Here is a 16,673-nt window from a genome sequence, read left to right on the forward strand (position 1 = left end):
ATTAAAGCTTCACAAATAGCGACGCGGCGTGAAGCTATCCGGTGGCGGCTAAAACGGTGGAAAACTGCCACAAACAGGTGTCAAAGCGCAGCGCTTCAATCAATCCTTGGGAAAATCAAGGCCCATCTCACGGTAACGTTCCGGATCGTCGAGCCATTTCTCACGAACCTTAATGAAGAGAAATAAATGAACCCGCCGTTCGAGCATTTCTTCCAGATCTTCACGGGCGAGCGCCCCAACTTTCTTAATCGTCTGCCCGCCCTTACCCAGCACAATCGGCTTGTGGTTGGCACGCGACACATAGACCACCTGCTGGATCTTGACGGAGCCGTCTTTTCTCTCCTCCCAACTTTCGGTTTCTACGGTCAGTGAATAGGGAAGCTCCTGATTGAGACGCATGAATAGCTTTTCGCGGGTAACCTCCGCTGCAAGCTGGCGCATCGGCGCGATGGCAAGCTGATCCTCCGGGTAGAGCCACGGACCTTCCGGCATTTCGGTTGCGAGAGCGGCCCGCAAATCGGCGACCCCGTCACCGGTCAGCGCGGAGAGCATATATATCTCATCGAAGATGCCCCGCTCGGACAGAGATTGCGCGAGCGCAAGCAGACTATCCCGTTTCAGGATATCAATTTTGTTGAGGATGACGTGTGCGCGGCGTCCGCTTTTCTCAAGGCCCGCGATAATGCGCTCCACATCCGCAGAAATTCCTTTCACGGCATCTATGATCAGGACGACCCGGTCTGCATCCTCCGCTCCGCTCAAGGCGGCATCAACCATTGCCTTTTCCAACCGGCGGGATGGTTTGAAGATACCGGGTGTATCAACAAAGATAATCTGGCTGTTCCCTTCCAGGGCGATTGCCGTGACACGGGAGCGAGTTGTCTGCACCTTTGGCGTGACGATAGCGATTTTAGCGCCTACCAACTGATTGAGCAGGGTCGATTTACCGGCATTCGGTGCACCGACAAGAGCGACATAGCCGCACCGTGTTGGTTCCTTGCCCGTCTGTTGTTCACTCACCTTTTAGTTCCTTTAGCATTTTCGCGGCGGCCTTTTGTTCGGCCGCCCGTTTTGATGAAGCCGATCCCATCGCTGGCGGGAAATTGGGAACCTCGACCTTCACCTTGAAGTGACGGTCATGATCTGGTCCCATTTCCTCGACAATCGAATAACACGGCAATGGCTTTCCGGTCTTGGCCAGCCATTCCTGAAGGGCTGATTTCGCATCTTTCTTTGACGCATCCTTATGATCGAAGCGCGGCCACCATTTAGATTTTATGAATTTCCGCGCTGCCTGAAACCCTCCGTCAAGATATAGCGCGGCAATCACAGCCTCCATCACATCTTCCAGAATGGACGGATTTTCCCGCCCACCTGAAGCGGCAAGATCCCCGGCCATATGGATATAGTCCTGAAGGCACATATCCAAGGCAATTTCCGCCAATGTCTCGCGGCGAACTTGCGCATTGTAACGGCGGGAAAGCTGCCCGGCCTCCGCCGTTTCAAAGCGACGGAAAAGCTCCTCACTGATGACCAGACCAAGAACACGATCACCGAGAAATTCAAGACGGTCGTAATCCTCGCCCTCGGCTTTCCTTCCTTTTCCCTTAATCAAGGATGAATGCGTCACTGCCGCCTTTAGAAGGCCTAAATCCTTAAACTCATGCCCCAGCAGGACCGACAGTTCCTCAGGTTTTTTTGCCGGGCAAGACATCAGCTTAGGGAATTGAAAATCCGGTTCCAGCGGATGGCAGAAGGATACTTCCATATCTCGTACCATTCGGCAGAACCATCAAGCGACATAAAGATGATCTCGGCCCGTCCAACCAGATTTTCTACCGGCACATAACCGACATGGGTCAAAAACCGGCTATCTGTGGAATTATCGCGGTTGTCACCCATGGCAAACAGATGGTTTTCCGGCACTGTATAGATGTCCGTATTATCCATAATGCCCTGCACCGTCTCATCCAGCGTGAAGTAAGTCCGTCCACTCGGCAAAGTTTCGCGATATTGGGCAATGCGCCGGACGTTGCCGAAACGATCCCGATCAACAAAATCCTCCACCCGCTCGCGCTTGACGGCCGTGCCATTGATATGAAGGACTCCGTTGATCATCTGCAATTGATCCCCCGGCAACCCCATAATCCGTTTGATATAATCAACCTGTTCACCAATTGGTTTCTTGAACACCGCAACATCGCCGCGTTTGGGCAATTCTTCAAAAATGCGACCGGAAATCGGCGCAAGACTGAACGGGAAGGAATGTCGACTATAACCATATGAGTATTTGGAGACGAACAGGTAATCGCCGATCATCAGAGTCGGCAACATTGATTCAGAAGGAATCTTGAACGGCTCATAAGCGAAGGTTCGGATTACGACTGCAATCAGGACCGCATAGATAACCGTGCGGATAGTCTCTCCGATTCCGCCTTTGGCCTTTACCGCTTCTTCCTTCATCAAAACTCTTCCAAACAAATTGCCAATAAAAAACATTCAATTGCACGATCAAGGCGCGCAGGCAACCGATTTCCCGCGCTATTCCCGTGTTTATCCCTATTCCTCTTCCGGTATCGCCGTAATCAGGACAATGGCCTGCGCCTGCGGCGGCTCATCGGTGATCGTCAAATGAATTTCCGTTCGCATCCCCGCCGGTGTAATCCGCATGAGCTGCGCAAGCGCACCGCCGGTGAGCGCAATTGTCGGCTTCCCAGAGGGCAGGTTCACGACCCCCATGTCTTTCCAGAACACACCACGACGAAATCCCGTACCAAGCGCCTTTGAGCAGGCCTCCTTCGCGGCGTATCTTTTCGCATATGATTCCGCTCGATTAAGCCGCCGTTCAGACTTTTTGATCTCCACCTCGGTATAGATGCGATTGATAAAGCGCTCCCCGAACCGGTCCAGCGTTTTTTCTATGCGCCGAATATCGATGATATCATTGCCAATGCCGATAATCCGGGACATATCCCCTACTCCGCCCTAGGCTACGGCCTGACGGGCATCGTCCATCAGTTTGCGCATCTTTAACATGGCTGGTTCCAGACCGGAAAAAATCGCCTCGCCAATAAGGAAATGTCCGATATTCAACTCGACAATTGTCGGGATCGCGGCGATGGGGCTAACAGTGCCATAGGTCAGGCCGTGACCGGCATGGCATTCCAGCCCATACTCCTCCGCAAGAGCTGCCGCCTTCTGAATGCGTTCAAACTCGGCCTGCCGCTGCGCCGGGTCTTCTGCGTCGCAATATGCCCCTGTATGAATTTCAACAATGTCCGCGCCGATCTTTTTCGCGGCTCCAATCTGTCGTGGGTCCGCTTCAATAAAGAGGGAAACGCGTATATCCGATCCCTTGAGGCTCTCGACATAATATTGAAGCGTATTATGCCCACCCGCAACATCCAGGCCGCCTTCAGTTGTTCGTTCTTCGCGCTTTTCCGGCACCAAACAGCTTGCATGTGGCTTATGACTGAGTGCGATTTTCAGCATCTCTTCAGTCGCGGCCATTTCAAAATTGAGCGGGATCGTCAGTTCTTTTGCAAGGCGGGTTATATCACCATCGCTGATATGGCGACGATCTTCGCGCAAATGCGCGGTAATTCCGTCCGCACCTGCGGCCTCCGCAATACGGGCTGCCCGCAACGGGTCGGGATGAACCCCGCCACGCGCATTGCGGATGGTTGCCACATGATCGATATTTACGCCTAATCTTAATTTTTTCATTTCTCTGTTACTCCCAGCTTCTTCCCGCGCGCAATCTGTTTGTTCGCCTTTCGGGCGCGTGCCTTCAAAATTAGTTGCGCCCGTTTTTCCTGAAATCTACGGATCAATGCCTGCAATGGATAGAAAAATATTATCCAGACTAATATGGATATTGGAAGGAAAGAAACCAGCATCGGGTGAATAACTTCATAGAAGACATGCGAAACATGGGCCCAATGACCCGCAAGAACGCCATCAAAAAATGCTTTGAAGCTGGCATCGGAAAGCTCCGCATTCCCCGGCGCGTCCCCTAAAACCCAGCGCCCCGTCTGATACAGCATTGTCCAAATAAATGGGAAGGTCCATGGATTGCCAACTGCTGTTCCGAGAGCGGAGGCCAAAATGCTGGCCCGGAATATCCACGCAAGAAGCGCACTCAGCACAAAATGCAATCCTACAAAGGGAGTAAAGGAAACTGCCGCCCCGAAGGCAAAGCCCGCCGCCAAGCTATAGGGAGAGCCATTGAGACGAACAAGTCGGTAGCCTACATATTTTGACGAGCGTCGAAATCCGATCGCCGGCCAAACAAAATCAGTCAGTTTTTTTAGTATTGTTGGCTTTTGGCGACGGAGAAACATTCAAACGGCACTCACTCTCGACTTACTTGAGGTTGCGGCTACCCGGTTTTACGGCTGGTGTCGCGGCAAGCTCCGGCGGCAATTCATCAGCCTCATAGGTTTTTACGTCCATTTTCACCAATGAAATCAGCGGAACGCCCACATCGGCACTTCCGTTGGAACGATCTATCAGGCAAGTCGCGCCAACCACTTCCCCGCCCGCCACGCGAATTGCCTCAATACATTCGCGGCTGGATTTACCTGTAGTGACAATATCCTCCGACATGATGACCCGTGCACCCGGCTCAAGATGAAATCCGCGGCGCAACGTAAAAACTCCATTTTCCCGTTCAGTGAAAATGCCGGGAACGCCGAGTTGCCGTGCCAGTTCATATCCGACGATTATGCCGCCCATGGCAGGCGCCACAACGATATCGGCGGCCTTCTCGCCAAGGGCCTCATCGACCTTATCCGCCAGCGCCCGGCAGAGCGCCTCAGCGCGATCCGGATACATCAACACCTTAGCGCATTGCAGGTAACGATCAGAATGCAAGCCCGAGCTCAACAGGAAATGTCCTTCCAGCAAGGCATTCGTTTCCCTGAAATGGGACAGGATTTCTTCCTCTTTCATACTTCCCTCTTCTTTTTAGGCCTGGTTATACTAACCAGCTGATCTTTCCACGGAGCTGATCACCGGATCAGCCCGCAGTGCCGCGATTATATTGGTCAGATGACGAACATCCTTGACCTGAATATCGATCAGCATTTCAAAAAAATCCTGACTACGATTGACGATAGATAAATTGTTTATGTTGCCGTTATTAGACGCAATCGTCGATGTAACCCCGGAAAGTGCACCGGGCTCGTTCGCCATAATAATCGAAATGCGCCCAACGGGAAGTGCGGCTTGTTGATTTTCTTCATCCCAACTGACGTCGAGCCAGCGCTCCGGCACCTCGACGAACTGTTCGAGCGTATCGCAATCGATGGTATGGATCGTCACCCCGCGCCCCGTACTCACGATCCCAACGATGCGGTCACCGGGGAGCGGATGGCAACACCCCGCAAGATGCATGGCCATGCCGGGGATCAGACCGCGAATGGGAATCGAATGTGACTTATTCTTCGTGGCTGATTTGGATTTCCTCTGTGTGAGCGGAACGACATTGTCTTCCTCGGGCTTACGGACCTCCCCGGGAAAGATGACATCAATTAACTGCCTGCCGGTGCGAGATCCGTCGCCCAGCATGGAATAGACATCGGCTGTACTTTCCTGATTCCATACTTTAACAGCGGTCTGCAATGCCTTCTCCGCAAATCGTTTTCCTTCAACGCGAAAAGCCTTTTCCGCAATAGCCTTACCAAGCTCGATATACTGGCCGCGCTGCTTCATCCGGGTGAACCGACGAATGGCTGATCGTGCCTTACCACTGACAACAAAGCTTTCCCATGTTGGCGACGGCGTCTGGTTTTTGGATCGCAGTATTTCGACCTGGTCGCCGTTTCTGAGTGGCGTCCTGAGCGGCACCTGACGGCTGTTGATCTTGGCACCGACGCAAGTGTTGCCAACATCTGTATGAACCGCATAGGCAAAATCGACGGGGCTGCTGCCTGAAGGCAAGGAAATCAGGTCGCCCTTAGGGGTGAAGCAGAACACCTGATCCTGAAACATGCTGAGTTTGGTATGCTCCAGAAACTCGTCCGGATCGACCGTATTTTCCAGAATTTCCAGCAATTCGCGAAGCCAGCGATACTGCTTGCCTTCCTTCACATTCTGGAGGTTTTCCTTGTATTGCCAATGCGCTGCAACGCCATACTCGTTCGTCTCATGCATTTCTCTTGTACGGATCTGTATCTCGATACGCTGTTTTTCCGGCCCAATAACTGTCGTATGGAGGGAACGGTAGTTATTGCGCTTCGGGATGGAGATGTAGTCCTTGAAGCGACCCGGGACCATGGAATATTTAGCATGCAAGATGCCAAGCACATGATAACAATCTTCTACCGTTTCCACGACGACGCGAAAGGCGATGATATCGGCCAACTGCTCGAAGGAGACATTGTTTTTCTCCATCTTGCGCCAGATCGAGTAAAACCGTTTTTCCCGGCCGTAGATTTCAGCTTCGACCCCCTCCGACTTGACGTCCTGTTCCAGAGTATCGACGATCCGCTCGACCAGATCTTCACCTTCCGCGCGCAGATATTCGAGCCGTCGCTTAATCGAATTCCGCGCCTCGCTATTGAGTTCAATAAAGGCGAGATCTTCCAGATCATCCCGAAAGCCTTGCATACCAATCCGCTCTGCGAGTGGGGCATAAATCTCCATCGTCTCGGTGGCAATACGCTTGCGCTTCTCCGGATTTTTAATGAAATGCAGGGTCCGCATGTTATGCAGCCGGTCCGCCAGCTTAACCAAAAGCACGCGGATATCGTTAGACATCGCCAGAAGTAGCTTACGGAAATTCTCTCCCTGCTTGGTCTGATCCGACTGCAGTTCGATTTGGGAGAGCTTGGTCACTCCGTCGACGAGACCGGCAATCTCGCTGCCAAACATCTCCTCGATCTGCTCTTTCGTAGCAACTGTATCCTCAATCGTGTCATGCAAAAGGGCTGTCACGATGGTGGCGGTATCAAGCTTCAACTCGGTCAGAATACCGGCAACTTCAATGGGATGGGAAAAGTAGGGATCGCCCGAGGCTCGCACCTGGCTCCCATGGGTTTTGATAGTGAAAATATATGCCCGATTGAGAAGATCCTCATCGGCTTGCGGATCATAACTTAAAACGCGATCAACAAGTTCAACCTGACGAAGCATCAGCGATTACAGGATCGGCAACTGCCGCTCCCCTCCTGCTGACAAATAATACTGAAAAATCCAGTGCAATCTGCTTTGATACTCAAACTCGCCGATCCCGGCATTTCCGTCTCATATGCGAGTTGTAAATGCCGGGTTTTACCTGTGTTGTAATCAGTTCTCAGCTTGGGGTTCATCGGCATTCGTTTCTGCTGCCGGCGCGTCCCCGTCCGTTGCCCCAACTTCATCGGCTGAAAATGTATCAACGGCAGTGTTTTCCTGAATAACACCGGCCCATTCGTTACTGGCGCTCATCAAAGCGGCCATGTTGTCTTCTTCGGGCTCATCAACCTCAACGCGGCGTTGCAGCGAATGCACAAGATTTTCTTTCAATTCGTCCAGATCAATCGTGCCATCCCCGATTTCACGAAGGGAAACGACAGGGTTCTTGTCATTGTCCCGATCAACGGTCAGCATCGAGCCCGCAGCGATTTCCCGTGCCCGACGGGCCGCCAGCAGAACGATCTCAAAACGGTTCGGAACTCTTTCAACGCAATCTTCAACAGTGACGCGTGCCATTTACAGTAACTCCAATTGTCTGTGATTTGTTTATTACATATGCGTTTGCGTCGCGGATAGCAAGTTAAACTGACATAAAAAGTCGCCAGAATATGCCACTTTCAGGCCATTTAGTCGCTTTTTCGCATCAGCGAGATTTATCCTCCACGCCAATGACGTCAAACGCCTGCCCAGAGGGGAGCCTTTCAAGCAATTCCGAAGCCAGAAAACCACTCACCGGATGCCGCCATTTAGGGGCAATTTCATCGATCGGCGCAAGAACAAATGCCCGCTCCTGCATATAGGGATGCGGCAGAACGGGACCGACCTTCTGAACCTGATTTTCTGTCACTCTGTCATGATAGGCAAGGAGATCGAGGTCGAGCACCCTCGCCTCCCACCGGTCGCGGCGAATGCGGCCAAAATCACGCTCTGTTTTGTGCAGAGTTTGTAACAGCTCATTTTCGGACATTTCTGTCTCAATGGCGAGCACGGCATTCACAAACCACGGTTGATCAGACATCGGAACGGGGGCAGAGCGATACCAGCTGGACTGATGCGTAACACAAAGGATTTTGCGAAGTCGGCACACCACCTCGGTCAGCGTATTTAGCGGATCGCCATAGTCCGGATGTGGCATATTTGCCCCTAAACCAATCAATATCACTGAAAATTTTCCTCAAAAACCATGAAAACACCTTGGTTTTCGCATTATTTCATCACAATCACCACGAAGACATGAAATTCTTATCTAGAGAATTTCAAATAATTTTGCTATTGATGAAAGATTAGGGAGCGAAAGCGAACACCCAAAGAATAATTTATAATACTAAATGCGGATCTGGTAATGCCTTTTTATTCTGAAGAGCGAATAGCTCTTTTCATCGATGGTTCCAACTTGTATGCGGCAGCCCGTGCACTCGGTTTTGACATCGATTATAAAAGATTACTCGGCGAATTCGCCACTCAAGGTCGTCTGGTCCGTGCTTTGTACTATACCGCGCTGATTGAAGATCAGGAATATTCTCCCATTCGTCCCCTCGTCGATTGGCTCGACTATAACGGTTATACCATGGTCACCAAACCGACGAAGGAGTTCACGGATTCGACAGGTCGACGCAAATACAAAGGCAATATGGATATCGAGCTGGCCATCGACATGATGGAACTGGCGAAGCATATCGACCATGCGGTGCTCTTCTCTGGTGATGGCGATTTCCGGCGTCTGGTTGAATCAATCCAGCGTCAAGGCGTTCGTGTTACCGTCGTCAGCACGGTCAAGTCACAGCCGCCAATGATCGCCGATGAACTCCGTCGGCAGGCGGATTTCTTTATTGAGTTGAAAGACTTGGAGAAAAAAGTCGGCCGCGCCGCCGGGCAGAAACCCGACCGCGACTATGAAGAGTATCCGGGCGATTTTGAACCCTATGAAGACGCCGAGGAAATCGCCTGACCGGCGACTCCCTCAATGCAATCAATCCACTACTGAGATTTTTTTCAACTCTTCAGCGACTTTTACAGAAATTTCCCTCACACCTGTTACGGCACTTTCCTGCCAGTCATCATCGCAAATAACGCATTTTTTCGTGGAACGAAGCACCAGAATACGTTTACAATATAGTCGGCACTTTGGGCAGGGAGTGCCGCTATCTAACCAGTAAATGTATGATTTTGTTATGAGCAATAGCTATCAAGCCGCCCGTGACACTCGTTATACTATAATTGTCTGCCAATAAAAGGTAAGCGTATGGCTCGAAAACTTGTGGTCTTGAGTGACGGCAGCTGGATTGCCCCGCAATTCAGGAGCAAGAACCGACGCGTTCCCGGCAACGCCACCCTTGCTTTCCACTCAATCGCAGAGACCCATGAGAGTGGAGATGAGCAAATACGCTATCTCCATGACCTGGAGGCAAAGCCCGGCGCATTCAAAAGACTGATGCAGCGCACGTTTGGCCTTGGCATGAAGGCGGAAATATTCAATAGCTACACCTTCCTCTCACATAATTATCGCGGTGAGGAGGACGAGATTTATCTTTTCGGTGCCGGTCTTGGTGCCTGCAACATCCGACGGCTGACAGACCTGCTGGAAAAAGTTGGCATATTGCCACCCGAGAAACTCGACCTCCTGCCGGAGGCGTATGAGTACAGCCAAATCCCGGTGGAGGCCCTTGCGTCCCCGGGGGCCAAATCTCTTGCCGAGCATCTCCCTTCTCAGCCGGCACGGATCCGCTTTCTTGGCTGTTGGGATACAGTTGGCAGCCACGGTCTACCCTTGCCCGGTCTGCACGGTATATCGCAAAGCTGGATGACCTTTCACGATCACAAGATCAACGCCAATGTGGATAGCGCATTCCAGGCCCTCGCGCTTGATGAACGGCGTAGCCGGTTCAAGCCAGGCCTCTGGACCGGGATCCATTCGCGGGCAACAACCGCCGTTGAGCAAGTCTGGTTCCCCGGCTCTCATGAAAATATTGTTGGTGGCCGCCGTGACAGCCGCCTGTCGGATATCGCACTGCGCTGGATGCTGGACCGGGCTGCCGAACAGGGCCTTCATATTGATCTTGAAAAGCTGGAAGAGATGAGTGCGCCTGATATTTTGGGAAATATTGCCATGTACCGACGGAAGGTCTTTGGTGTTCGCGTCCCCTTCAAGAAGATGTTCAATCGACCTATCGGGTTGTCTGGAAAAGATTTCCCGCCTGGATACGAACCGGAAAAACTCCATGAATCCGTGCTAAAACGGCGGGAGCTCGACAAGAAATACAGCCCCCGACAACTGGCAAGCCTGTCCGACAGCGATATGCCGGTTTATCGGGAACAAATGGGCCCCACAGCCAACAAGCGGCGGCACGCACGCACAAAAATAGACTGGCCGGGGCATATAATAACCAACGAGACAAAGATGAACGTCAGCCTCGTGGATTATAGTCGTTCCGGCGCGAAAGTCTGGTATCAGGGGAATGTGCCCAAAGGCACAGAGCTGGTCCTGCAATCTTCCCGCGCCTTTTCCGACGGGTTAAAAAGCCGGGTAGTCTGGGTGCAAGACAATTTTCTTGGGCTTGAATTCGTGAGCCCGCTCCCGGCGGAGGCAACAGCCTAAAAGAGTCAAACGCTGCTTTTCAGCAACCGCTGTTTTTCGCGTCCCCAGTCGCGATCACGCTCCGTCGCACGCTTGTCATGCTGCTTCTTGCCCGACGCAAGACCGACTTTCACCTTTGCAATGCCGCGATCATTGAAATACATCGACAACGGCACAAGCGTCTTACCCGCCTTTTGAATCTGGCCCGAAATCTTCCTTATTTCTTTTTTATGCATCAAAAGCTGGCGCGGCCGAAGCGGATCGTGATTATTACGGTTGCCATGGCCATATTCAGAAATATGCGCATTAATCAGATACAGGCCATCATTTTCAAAAGATGCATAGGCATCCTGAATGTTTGCCCGCCCGGCGCGGAGGCTCTTCACCTCCGTCCCGAGCAGGATCATGCCCGCCTCGAACTCTTCATGAATGAAGTAGTTGTAGCGGGCCTTCCGGTTTTCCGCGATCGTGCGGCCCATAGCTATATCTGCCTTTGTTAGTTCAGGATGCCCGCATGGCGCATCGCTGCCTCAATTTCCCGCTTGGTTTCATCTTTCACCACCGGGATGATCGGCATACGAACATCCGGTTTGCACTTCCCAAGCAGTGACAACGCATATTTGGTGGGTGCCGGGCTTGATTCAAGGAACAGGGCCCGATGCAAAGGCATCAAGCGATCCTGCAGCTCTATCGCTTTCGCATTATCACCTGCAAGACTCGCTTCCTGCATCTGGGACGCCAACTCCGGCGCAACATTCGCAGACACCGAGATACAACCATTCCCGCCGTGGGCGTTAAACCCGATGGCCGAGCCGTCTTCACCAGAGAGCTGATTAAACTCCGTCCCGCAGTGCAACCGTTGCAAAGAGACACGCGAAACGTCACCGGTTGCATCCTTGACCCCGACGATATTTTTAAGTTTTGCCAGGCGCCCCATGGTCTCCGGCGTCATGTCAACGATCGACCGTCCTGGAATATTGTAAATGTAAATCGGGATATCGACTGCATCATTGATGGCCTTGTAATGGGCATACATGCCTTCCTGCGTCGGCTTATTGTAATAGGGCATGGCGATCAACGCGGCATCGGCGCCGGCGGCTTTGGCATGCTTCGTCAGGCGGATCGCTTCCAGCGTATTGTTGGAGCCTGCCCCAGCCATCACCGGCACACGGCCTTTCGCGACCTCAACACAAAGTTCCACCACGCGATCATGCTCAGGGTGGCTCAACGTCGGGGATCCCCTGTGGTGCCGACAGGCACAAGCGCCTTGGTTCCGGATTTTATTTGCCAGTCACAGAGGTCTTGAAACGATTTTTCGTCCAGACGCTCTCCATCAAAGGGAGTGACAAGCGCTGTAATCGATCCTCTAAACATGACAATAATCCTTAAGTAAGTTTCAGTAGTTGTATTCGCCTCGCATATCATTGCGCCCGTACCATTCGGGCATTCCTTTCATTATCGCGGCGAACCGCCTGATTTATAGGCATGATGCCCCCTAAGGCAAGCAGTAACTGCACTTCCGGTACGCTCGTATTCGCATTTTGACGATTTATCGCAACATTGCTTCATCATCGGCTCTTGATCAAAGTGATAAGGGGGTTATCTTAAATTCATTGTCTTTATTTCTGTAGAAGGTGTTCCCCTTGTCCAAACCTGCCTCTAAGCCCGCCACAATCTATCTTAAAGATTACAAGGAGCCGGACTTCCTGATCAAGACCGTCGATTTGACCGTCGAGCTAGGGGAGGATGATACTGTCATAACCTCGCGACTGGCGCTTCAGCGCAATGACAAGGACGCCACGAAACTCAGTCTGAATGGGGAGCATCTGGTCCTGCAATCCGTCAAAATGGACGGGCATATGCTGACGCCAGACGAATACAGCGTAACCGAGGAATGGCTTCACCTCCCGATTGCACCAGTAACTACCGATTTCACACTTGAAATCGTCAACCGGATCAAGCCGCAGGAAAATACCGCGTTGGAGGGGCTTTACAAATCCAGCGGAAATTTCTGCACCCAGTGCGAGGCAGAAGGTTTCCGCCGGATTACTTATTTCCTTGACCGGCCGGATGTTATGGCTGTCTTTTCCACCACCATCATCGGGGATGGGGACAAATACCCCGTCATGCTCTCCAACGGTAATCTGACAAACGAGAAAACGCTGTCCGACGGACGCAAGAGCGTCACCTGGGACGATCCGCATCCGAAACCCGCCTATCTCTTCGCGCTGGTTGCGGGCGATCTTGCGGTTGTGGAGGATAATTTCACAACCCTTTCGGGCCGTGACGTCAAACTGCAGATATTCGTCGAAAAGGGCAATGAGGATAAATGCGGCCACGCCATGACCTCATTAAAAAAATCCATGAAGTGGGATGAGGAGAAATACGGCCGCGAGTATGATCTCGATATCTTCATGATTGTTGCCGTCAGCGATTTCAACATGGGCGCGATGGAGAACAAGGGCCTCAACGTCTTCAACTCAAAATATGTACTGGCCTCGCCCGAGACGGCAACAGACGCTGATTTCGACGGTATTGAGAGCGTCATAGCCCATGAGTATTTCCACAACTGGACCGGCAATCGCATTACCTGCCGGGATTGGTTCCAGCTCACTCTGAAGGAAGGGCTCACCGTCTTCCGCGATCAACAGTTCTCCGCCGATATGAATTCCGCGTCGGTTCAGCGTATCAGCGATGTCCAGCGCCTGCGCGCAGCACAGTTCCCAGAGGATGGTGGCCCCCTCGCCCATCCCATACAGCCGCAAAGCTATGTGGAGATCAATAACTTCTATACCGCCACAGTCTATGAAAAGGGCGCGGAAGTCATCCGCATGATCCACACAATCCTGGGCGAAGAAAAATTCCGCAAAGGTATGGATCTATATTTCGAACGACATGACGGACAGGCGGTGACGACCGAGGAATTCGTCTCCGCACTTGAAGACGGTTCTGGCGTTGACCTCACACAGTTCCGCCGCTGGTACGTTACGCCAGGCACGCCGGAAATCAGCGTGGACGAACAATTCGATGCAAATACTGGTCAATACAAGCTGACGCTTGAACAGAAAAACGCTATAGCCGGGGAAGATTTTGAACCCCTGCATATCCCCCTTGAATTGGGCCTTCTAGATGAAGATGGCAAGCCAATTCCCTTTACCGATGGCCCCAGCAAGGGCAAGACGGAAGGTGTTTTTGACTTCACCAAGACACGCCAGAGCTTTGTTTTTCCTGGACTCACGAGCAAGCCGCAAGCGTCCCTGTTCAGGGGATTTTCCGCACCCGTTATAATCCGTCAGGATATGAGCGACGACGCCCTCGCCTTCTTCTTTGCAAAAGATGAAGACCTGTTTAATCGCTGGGACGCCGGGCAGCGACTCGCCAGCAATATTATCCTCAAAGAGATCGATGCTGATGGTGACGGCGGAACGCTGCCCGCGGCATACGTAAATGCCTATGCGGAAATTCTAGCTGACAAGAGCCTCGATCGCGCCTTTACCGCCTCAGCCCTCACCTTGCCGGGGGAGCAGGACATCGCACAGAAAATGCCGATCGTCGATGTGGATGCTATTCATAAGATCCGCGAGGCCGCAAGACAGCAAATCGGCCTTACCTTCGAGGATGATTGGCGCAAACTGTACAATGAGTGCGCAACTGCCCCGATACCTGCCAACCAACCTGAAAGCAGCTGCAGGAAACTCAAAAATACGGCGCTCAGCTACTTGATTGCTACAGGAAAGGAAGAATATATCACCCTCGCCGACACCCAGTACCGCAACAGCGCCAATATGACCGACAGCGTTGCGGCACTTGCTGGTCTTAAGGACATTACCAATCCGGTTCGTGATGCAATGTTTGCGGATTATTACCAGAAATGGCAAAAAGATGCCCTTATCGTCGATAAATGGTTCACATTGCAGGCGATGGCCGTGCGGGATAGCACAATTGACGATATCAAGGCTTTGATGGAGCATCCGGCCTTTACCTTGCGCAATCCGAACCGTCTACGCTCCCTGATCGGAGCGTTTGCATCGGGTAATCCTGTTTATTTCCATGAGAGATCTGGCGAAGGGTACCGGATTCTCTCCGGTGTCATTACGGCACTGAATAAAACAAATCCGCAAATTGCAGCGCGACTTGTCGCGCCATTGGGCCAATGGCGGCGTTACGATAAGGATCGGCAAAGCCTGATGATGGCAGAACTTGAGAAAATCCTGAAATTACCGGATTTATCTGATCATGTTTACGAAATGGCAAACAAAAGCCTGCATAATTAGTCAAATTATTCGAAAATCTGCTAATATGTCTTTATTGCCGTTACAGATTGAGGAGTTGCTTTTACATCGTCGTTTAAATGATCGGTTTGGGTAATGCGAAAAAGTTCGCCCTTGTGGCGCTGATGACCAGTACAATGCTTATCCCGCTGCCTGTGATTGCCGCAGGCAAGGCGACGCTGGGCGGCATCCCCTCTACTCCTCACGTAACGACGAACGGCTCTCTCCCTGTTGGTACTTTGCCAGAGGGCGAATTCGTTCCCCTGCCCCGATCCAAGCCTGAAATCGGGCCTGTGGCGCTTCTCATGACCGACTTGCCACCGATCCCGCTCAAACGCCCGATTGGTATTGAGCTGCCCCCACACCCACTCACAACCGGACTGTTGAGCGCGCGAGATCTAAAAATTTACAAGGAAGCCTTTGCCGCCGCCGATAACAGACAATGGAACAGCGCGCTCGAAATCGCCCGGCGCGCAACATACAAATTACCTGCAGAAGTCATCGAATGGCGCTATTTCAGGGCCTACCGCAACCACGCCAGTTTTGATCAGATCTCCCGCTTTATTGACGATCATCCAGACTGGCCCGGCCAGCGCACCCTGCGCCGTCGCGCAGAACAGGCTCTGGATGAGACGGTAAGTCGGGCACGTATCCTGAAATGGTTCGCACATTATGAACCGGTGACTGGTATTGGCATGTACCGCTACGGCGATGCCCTGATAAGCATTGGCAAGCAAGCTGACGGAACAAACTGGATCCGTAAAGCCTGGCTCCTTGGTGAATTTTCCAAGCAAACTGAAAGTGAAATTCTTAAAAAATATAACGGTCTCCTCACAACCTCGGATCATGAAAAACGCCTTGATCATCTCTTGTGGGAGCGGGAGACGGACGCCGCCGTTCGCCTCTTTCCTCTCCTCAGCGAGGATGCGAAAAAACTGGGAACTGCCCGCATACGCCTGATCCGGAACTCATGGAATGTGGACCAGGCCATCCGTGCCGTTCCTGCCGACCTTCAGAATGATCCGGGCCTGATTTTTGAGCGCGCGAAATGGCGGCGGCGCAAAGCCCTTGATGATGAATCCCGCGAGTTGCTACTTGAGATCGACGATACCGCCCCCCGTGCAGATATCTGGTGGCCCGAACGCCATCTCCATGCGCGCAAGCTGCTCTCCAAGGGTCATATTACAGAGGCCTACAATCTTGCGAGTCAGCATGGCCTCACCGACGGCGCAGACTTTGCCGCGGCAGAGTGGCTATCCGGCTGGATTATGCTTCGTTTTCTCAATGACGGGGAACAGGCGCTGCTACATTTCACCCGGCTTTACGAGAATGTGAGCTATCCCATCAGCCGGTCCCGTGGTGCCTATTGGATCGGCCGAGCGAAGGAAAATCTCGGCGAAAAAGTCATGGCCGAATATTGGTACAAAGTCGCCGCGCAATATTACACGACCTATTACGGTCAGATGGCCCTGCATGAATTGGGACAAAAAAACTACCGGCCATTCCGCGGATCGCTTCCGCCAGAAAACTGATCAGCAATGAGGGCAGCAAAGACGAGCAAATCCTGATCGTCCGTCATCTCGCTGAAATCGGCGCGGCAAAATGGACAAAGCCGTTCCTGCTGGCGATGACAGAGAAAGCGCAAAACG

The 16,673-nt window shown here is 52.2% G+C and carries 15 protein-coding genes and 1 pseudogene; 4 read left to right on the forward strand and 12 right to left on the reverse strand.

Annotated features, from left to right (window positions below; translation table 11 throughout):
* Positions 1–99: 99 nt before the first annotated feature.
* The 10 genes from era to folK form a co-directional block, all read right to left on the reverse strand.
* Positions 100–1,020 (reverse strand): GTPase Era, encoded by a 921-nt coding sequence (era, locus tag AC0L73_RS02530; RefSeq protein ID WP_473654779.1) that lies wholly within the window; start codon positions 1,018–1,020, stop codon positions 100–102.
* Positions 1,013–1,768, reverse strand: a complete 756-nt coding sequence (gene rnc / locus AC0L73_RS02535) for a ribonuclease III (RefSeq protein ID WP_473654780.1) — start codon at positions 1,766–1,768, stop codon at positions 1,013–1,015. Before rnc ends, era begins: the two co-directional genes overlap by 8 nt.
* Positions 1,714–2,463 (reverse strand): signal peptidase I, encoded by a 750-nt coding sequence (gene lepB / locus AC0L73_RS02540; protein ID WP_227950661.1) that lies wholly within the window; start codon positions 2,461–2,463, stop codon positions 1,714–1,716. Before lepB ends, rnc begins: the two co-directional genes overlap by 55 nt.
* A gap of 96 nt (positions 2,464–2,559) precedes the next feature.
* Positions 2,560–2,970 carry a holo-ACP synthase gene (gene acpS, locus AC0L73_RS02545; RefSeq protein WP_227950658.1) on the reverse strand — a complete coding sequence of 137 codons (411 nt, stop codon included), beginning with the start codon at positions 2,968–2,970 and terminating at the stop codon, positions 2,560–2,562.
* Between the two features lie 15 nt (positions 2,971–2,985).
* Positions 2,986–3,726, reverse strand: a complete 741-nt coding sequence (locus tag AC0L73_RS02550) for a pyridoxine 5'-phosphate synthase (protein WP_227950655.1) — start codon at positions 3,724–3,726, stop codon at positions 2,986–2,988.
* A complete protein-coding gene (locus tag AC0L73_RS02555; RefSeq protein WP_227950653.1) occupies positions 3,723–4,343 on the reverse strand; it encodes a DUF2062 domain-containing protein in 621 nt (206 codons plus the stop codon). Before AC0L73_RS02555 ends, AC0L73_RS02550 begins: the two co-directional genes overlap by 4 nt.
* Before the next feature lie 22 nt (positions 4,344–4,365).
* Positions 4,366–4,953, reverse strand: coding sequence for an orotate phosphoribosyltransferase (gene pyrE, locus AC0L73_RS02560; RefSeq protein ID WP_227950650.1), 588 nt, complete (start codon positions 4,951–4,953; stop codon positions 4,366–4,368).
* A 30-nt stretch (positions 4,954–4,983) separates the two neighbouring features.
* Positions 4,984–7,137, reverse strand: a complete 2,154-nt coding sequence (locus AC0L73_RS02565; RefSeq protein WP_227950648.1) for a RelA/SpoT family protein — start codon at positions 7,135–7,137, stop codon at positions 4,984–4,986.
* A 153-nt stretch (positions 7,138–7,290) separates the two neighbouring features.
* A complete protein-coding gene (rpoZ, locus tag AC0L73_RS02570; protein ID WP_321576136.1) occupies positions 7,291–7,695 on the reverse strand; it encodes a DNA-directed RNA polymerase subunit omega in 405 nt (134 codons plus the stop codon).
* Positions 7,696–7,822: 127 nt separating this feature from the next.
* Entirely contained in the window at positions 7,823–8,341 is a 519-nt protein-coding gene (gene folK, locus AC0L73_RS02575) for a 2-amino-4-hydroxy-6-hydroxymethyldihydropteridine diphosphokinase (protein WP_227950646.1), read from the reverse strand.
* Positions 8,342–8,521: 180 nt separating this feature from the next.
* Here folK and AC0L73_RS02580 point away from each other — a divergent pair, with 180 nt between their 5' ends.
* Positions 8,522–9,127, forward strand: a complete 606-nt coding sequence (locus AC0L73_RS02580) for a LabA-like NYN domain-containing protein (RefSeq protein ID WP_227950644.1) — start codon at positions 8,522–8,524, stop codon at positions 9,125–9,127.
* A gap of 294 nt (positions 9,128–9,421) precedes the next feature.
* Positions 9,422–10,774: a phospholipase effector Tle1 domain-containing protein gene (locus tag AC0L73_RS02585; RefSeq protein WP_227950641.1), complete on the forward strand. Its 1,353-nt coding sequence runs from the start codon at positions 9,422–9,424 to the stop codon at positions 10,772–10,774.
* Between the two features lie 5 nt (positions 10,775–10,779).
* Here the strand turns inward: AC0L73_RS02585 and smpB are convergent, their stop codons facing one another.
* Both smpB and dapA read right to left on the reverse strand, forming a co-directional pair.
* Complete coding sequence (gene smpB / locus AC0L73_RS02590; RefSeq protein WP_227950639.1) at positions 10,780–11,232, reverse strand: SsrA-binding protein SmpB; 453 nt, start codon at positions 11,230–11,232, stop codon at positions 10,780–10,782.
* 17 nt (positions 11,233–11,249) lie between these two features.
* Positions 11,250–12,127: pseudogene (gene dapA / locus AC0L73_RS02595) on the reverse strand (4-hydroxy-tetrahydrodipicolinate synthase).
* A gap of 260 nt (positions 12,128–12,387) precedes the next feature.
* Here dapA and pepN point away from each other — a divergent pair.
* Both pepN and AC0L73_RS02605 read left to right on the forward strand, forming a co-directional pair.
* The gene (pepN, locus tag AC0L73_RS02600; protein ID WP_415776508.1) at positions 12,388–15,027 is read left to right on the forward strand and encodes an aminopeptidase N; all 2,640 of its coding nucleotides are present in this window, start codon (positions 12,388–12,390) and stop codon (positions 15,025–15,027) included.
* A gap of 77 nt (positions 15,028–15,104) precedes the next feature.
* Complete coding sequence (locus tag AC0L73_RS02605; protein ID WP_473654781.1) at positions 15,105–16,556, forward strand: hypothetical protein; 1,452 nt, start codon at positions 15,105–15,107, stop codon at positions 16,554–16,556.
* The last annotated feature ends 117 nt before the right edge of the window (positions 16,557–16,673 follow it).

It is taken from the genome of Sneathiella sp. D3-11 (assembly GCF_055809395.1).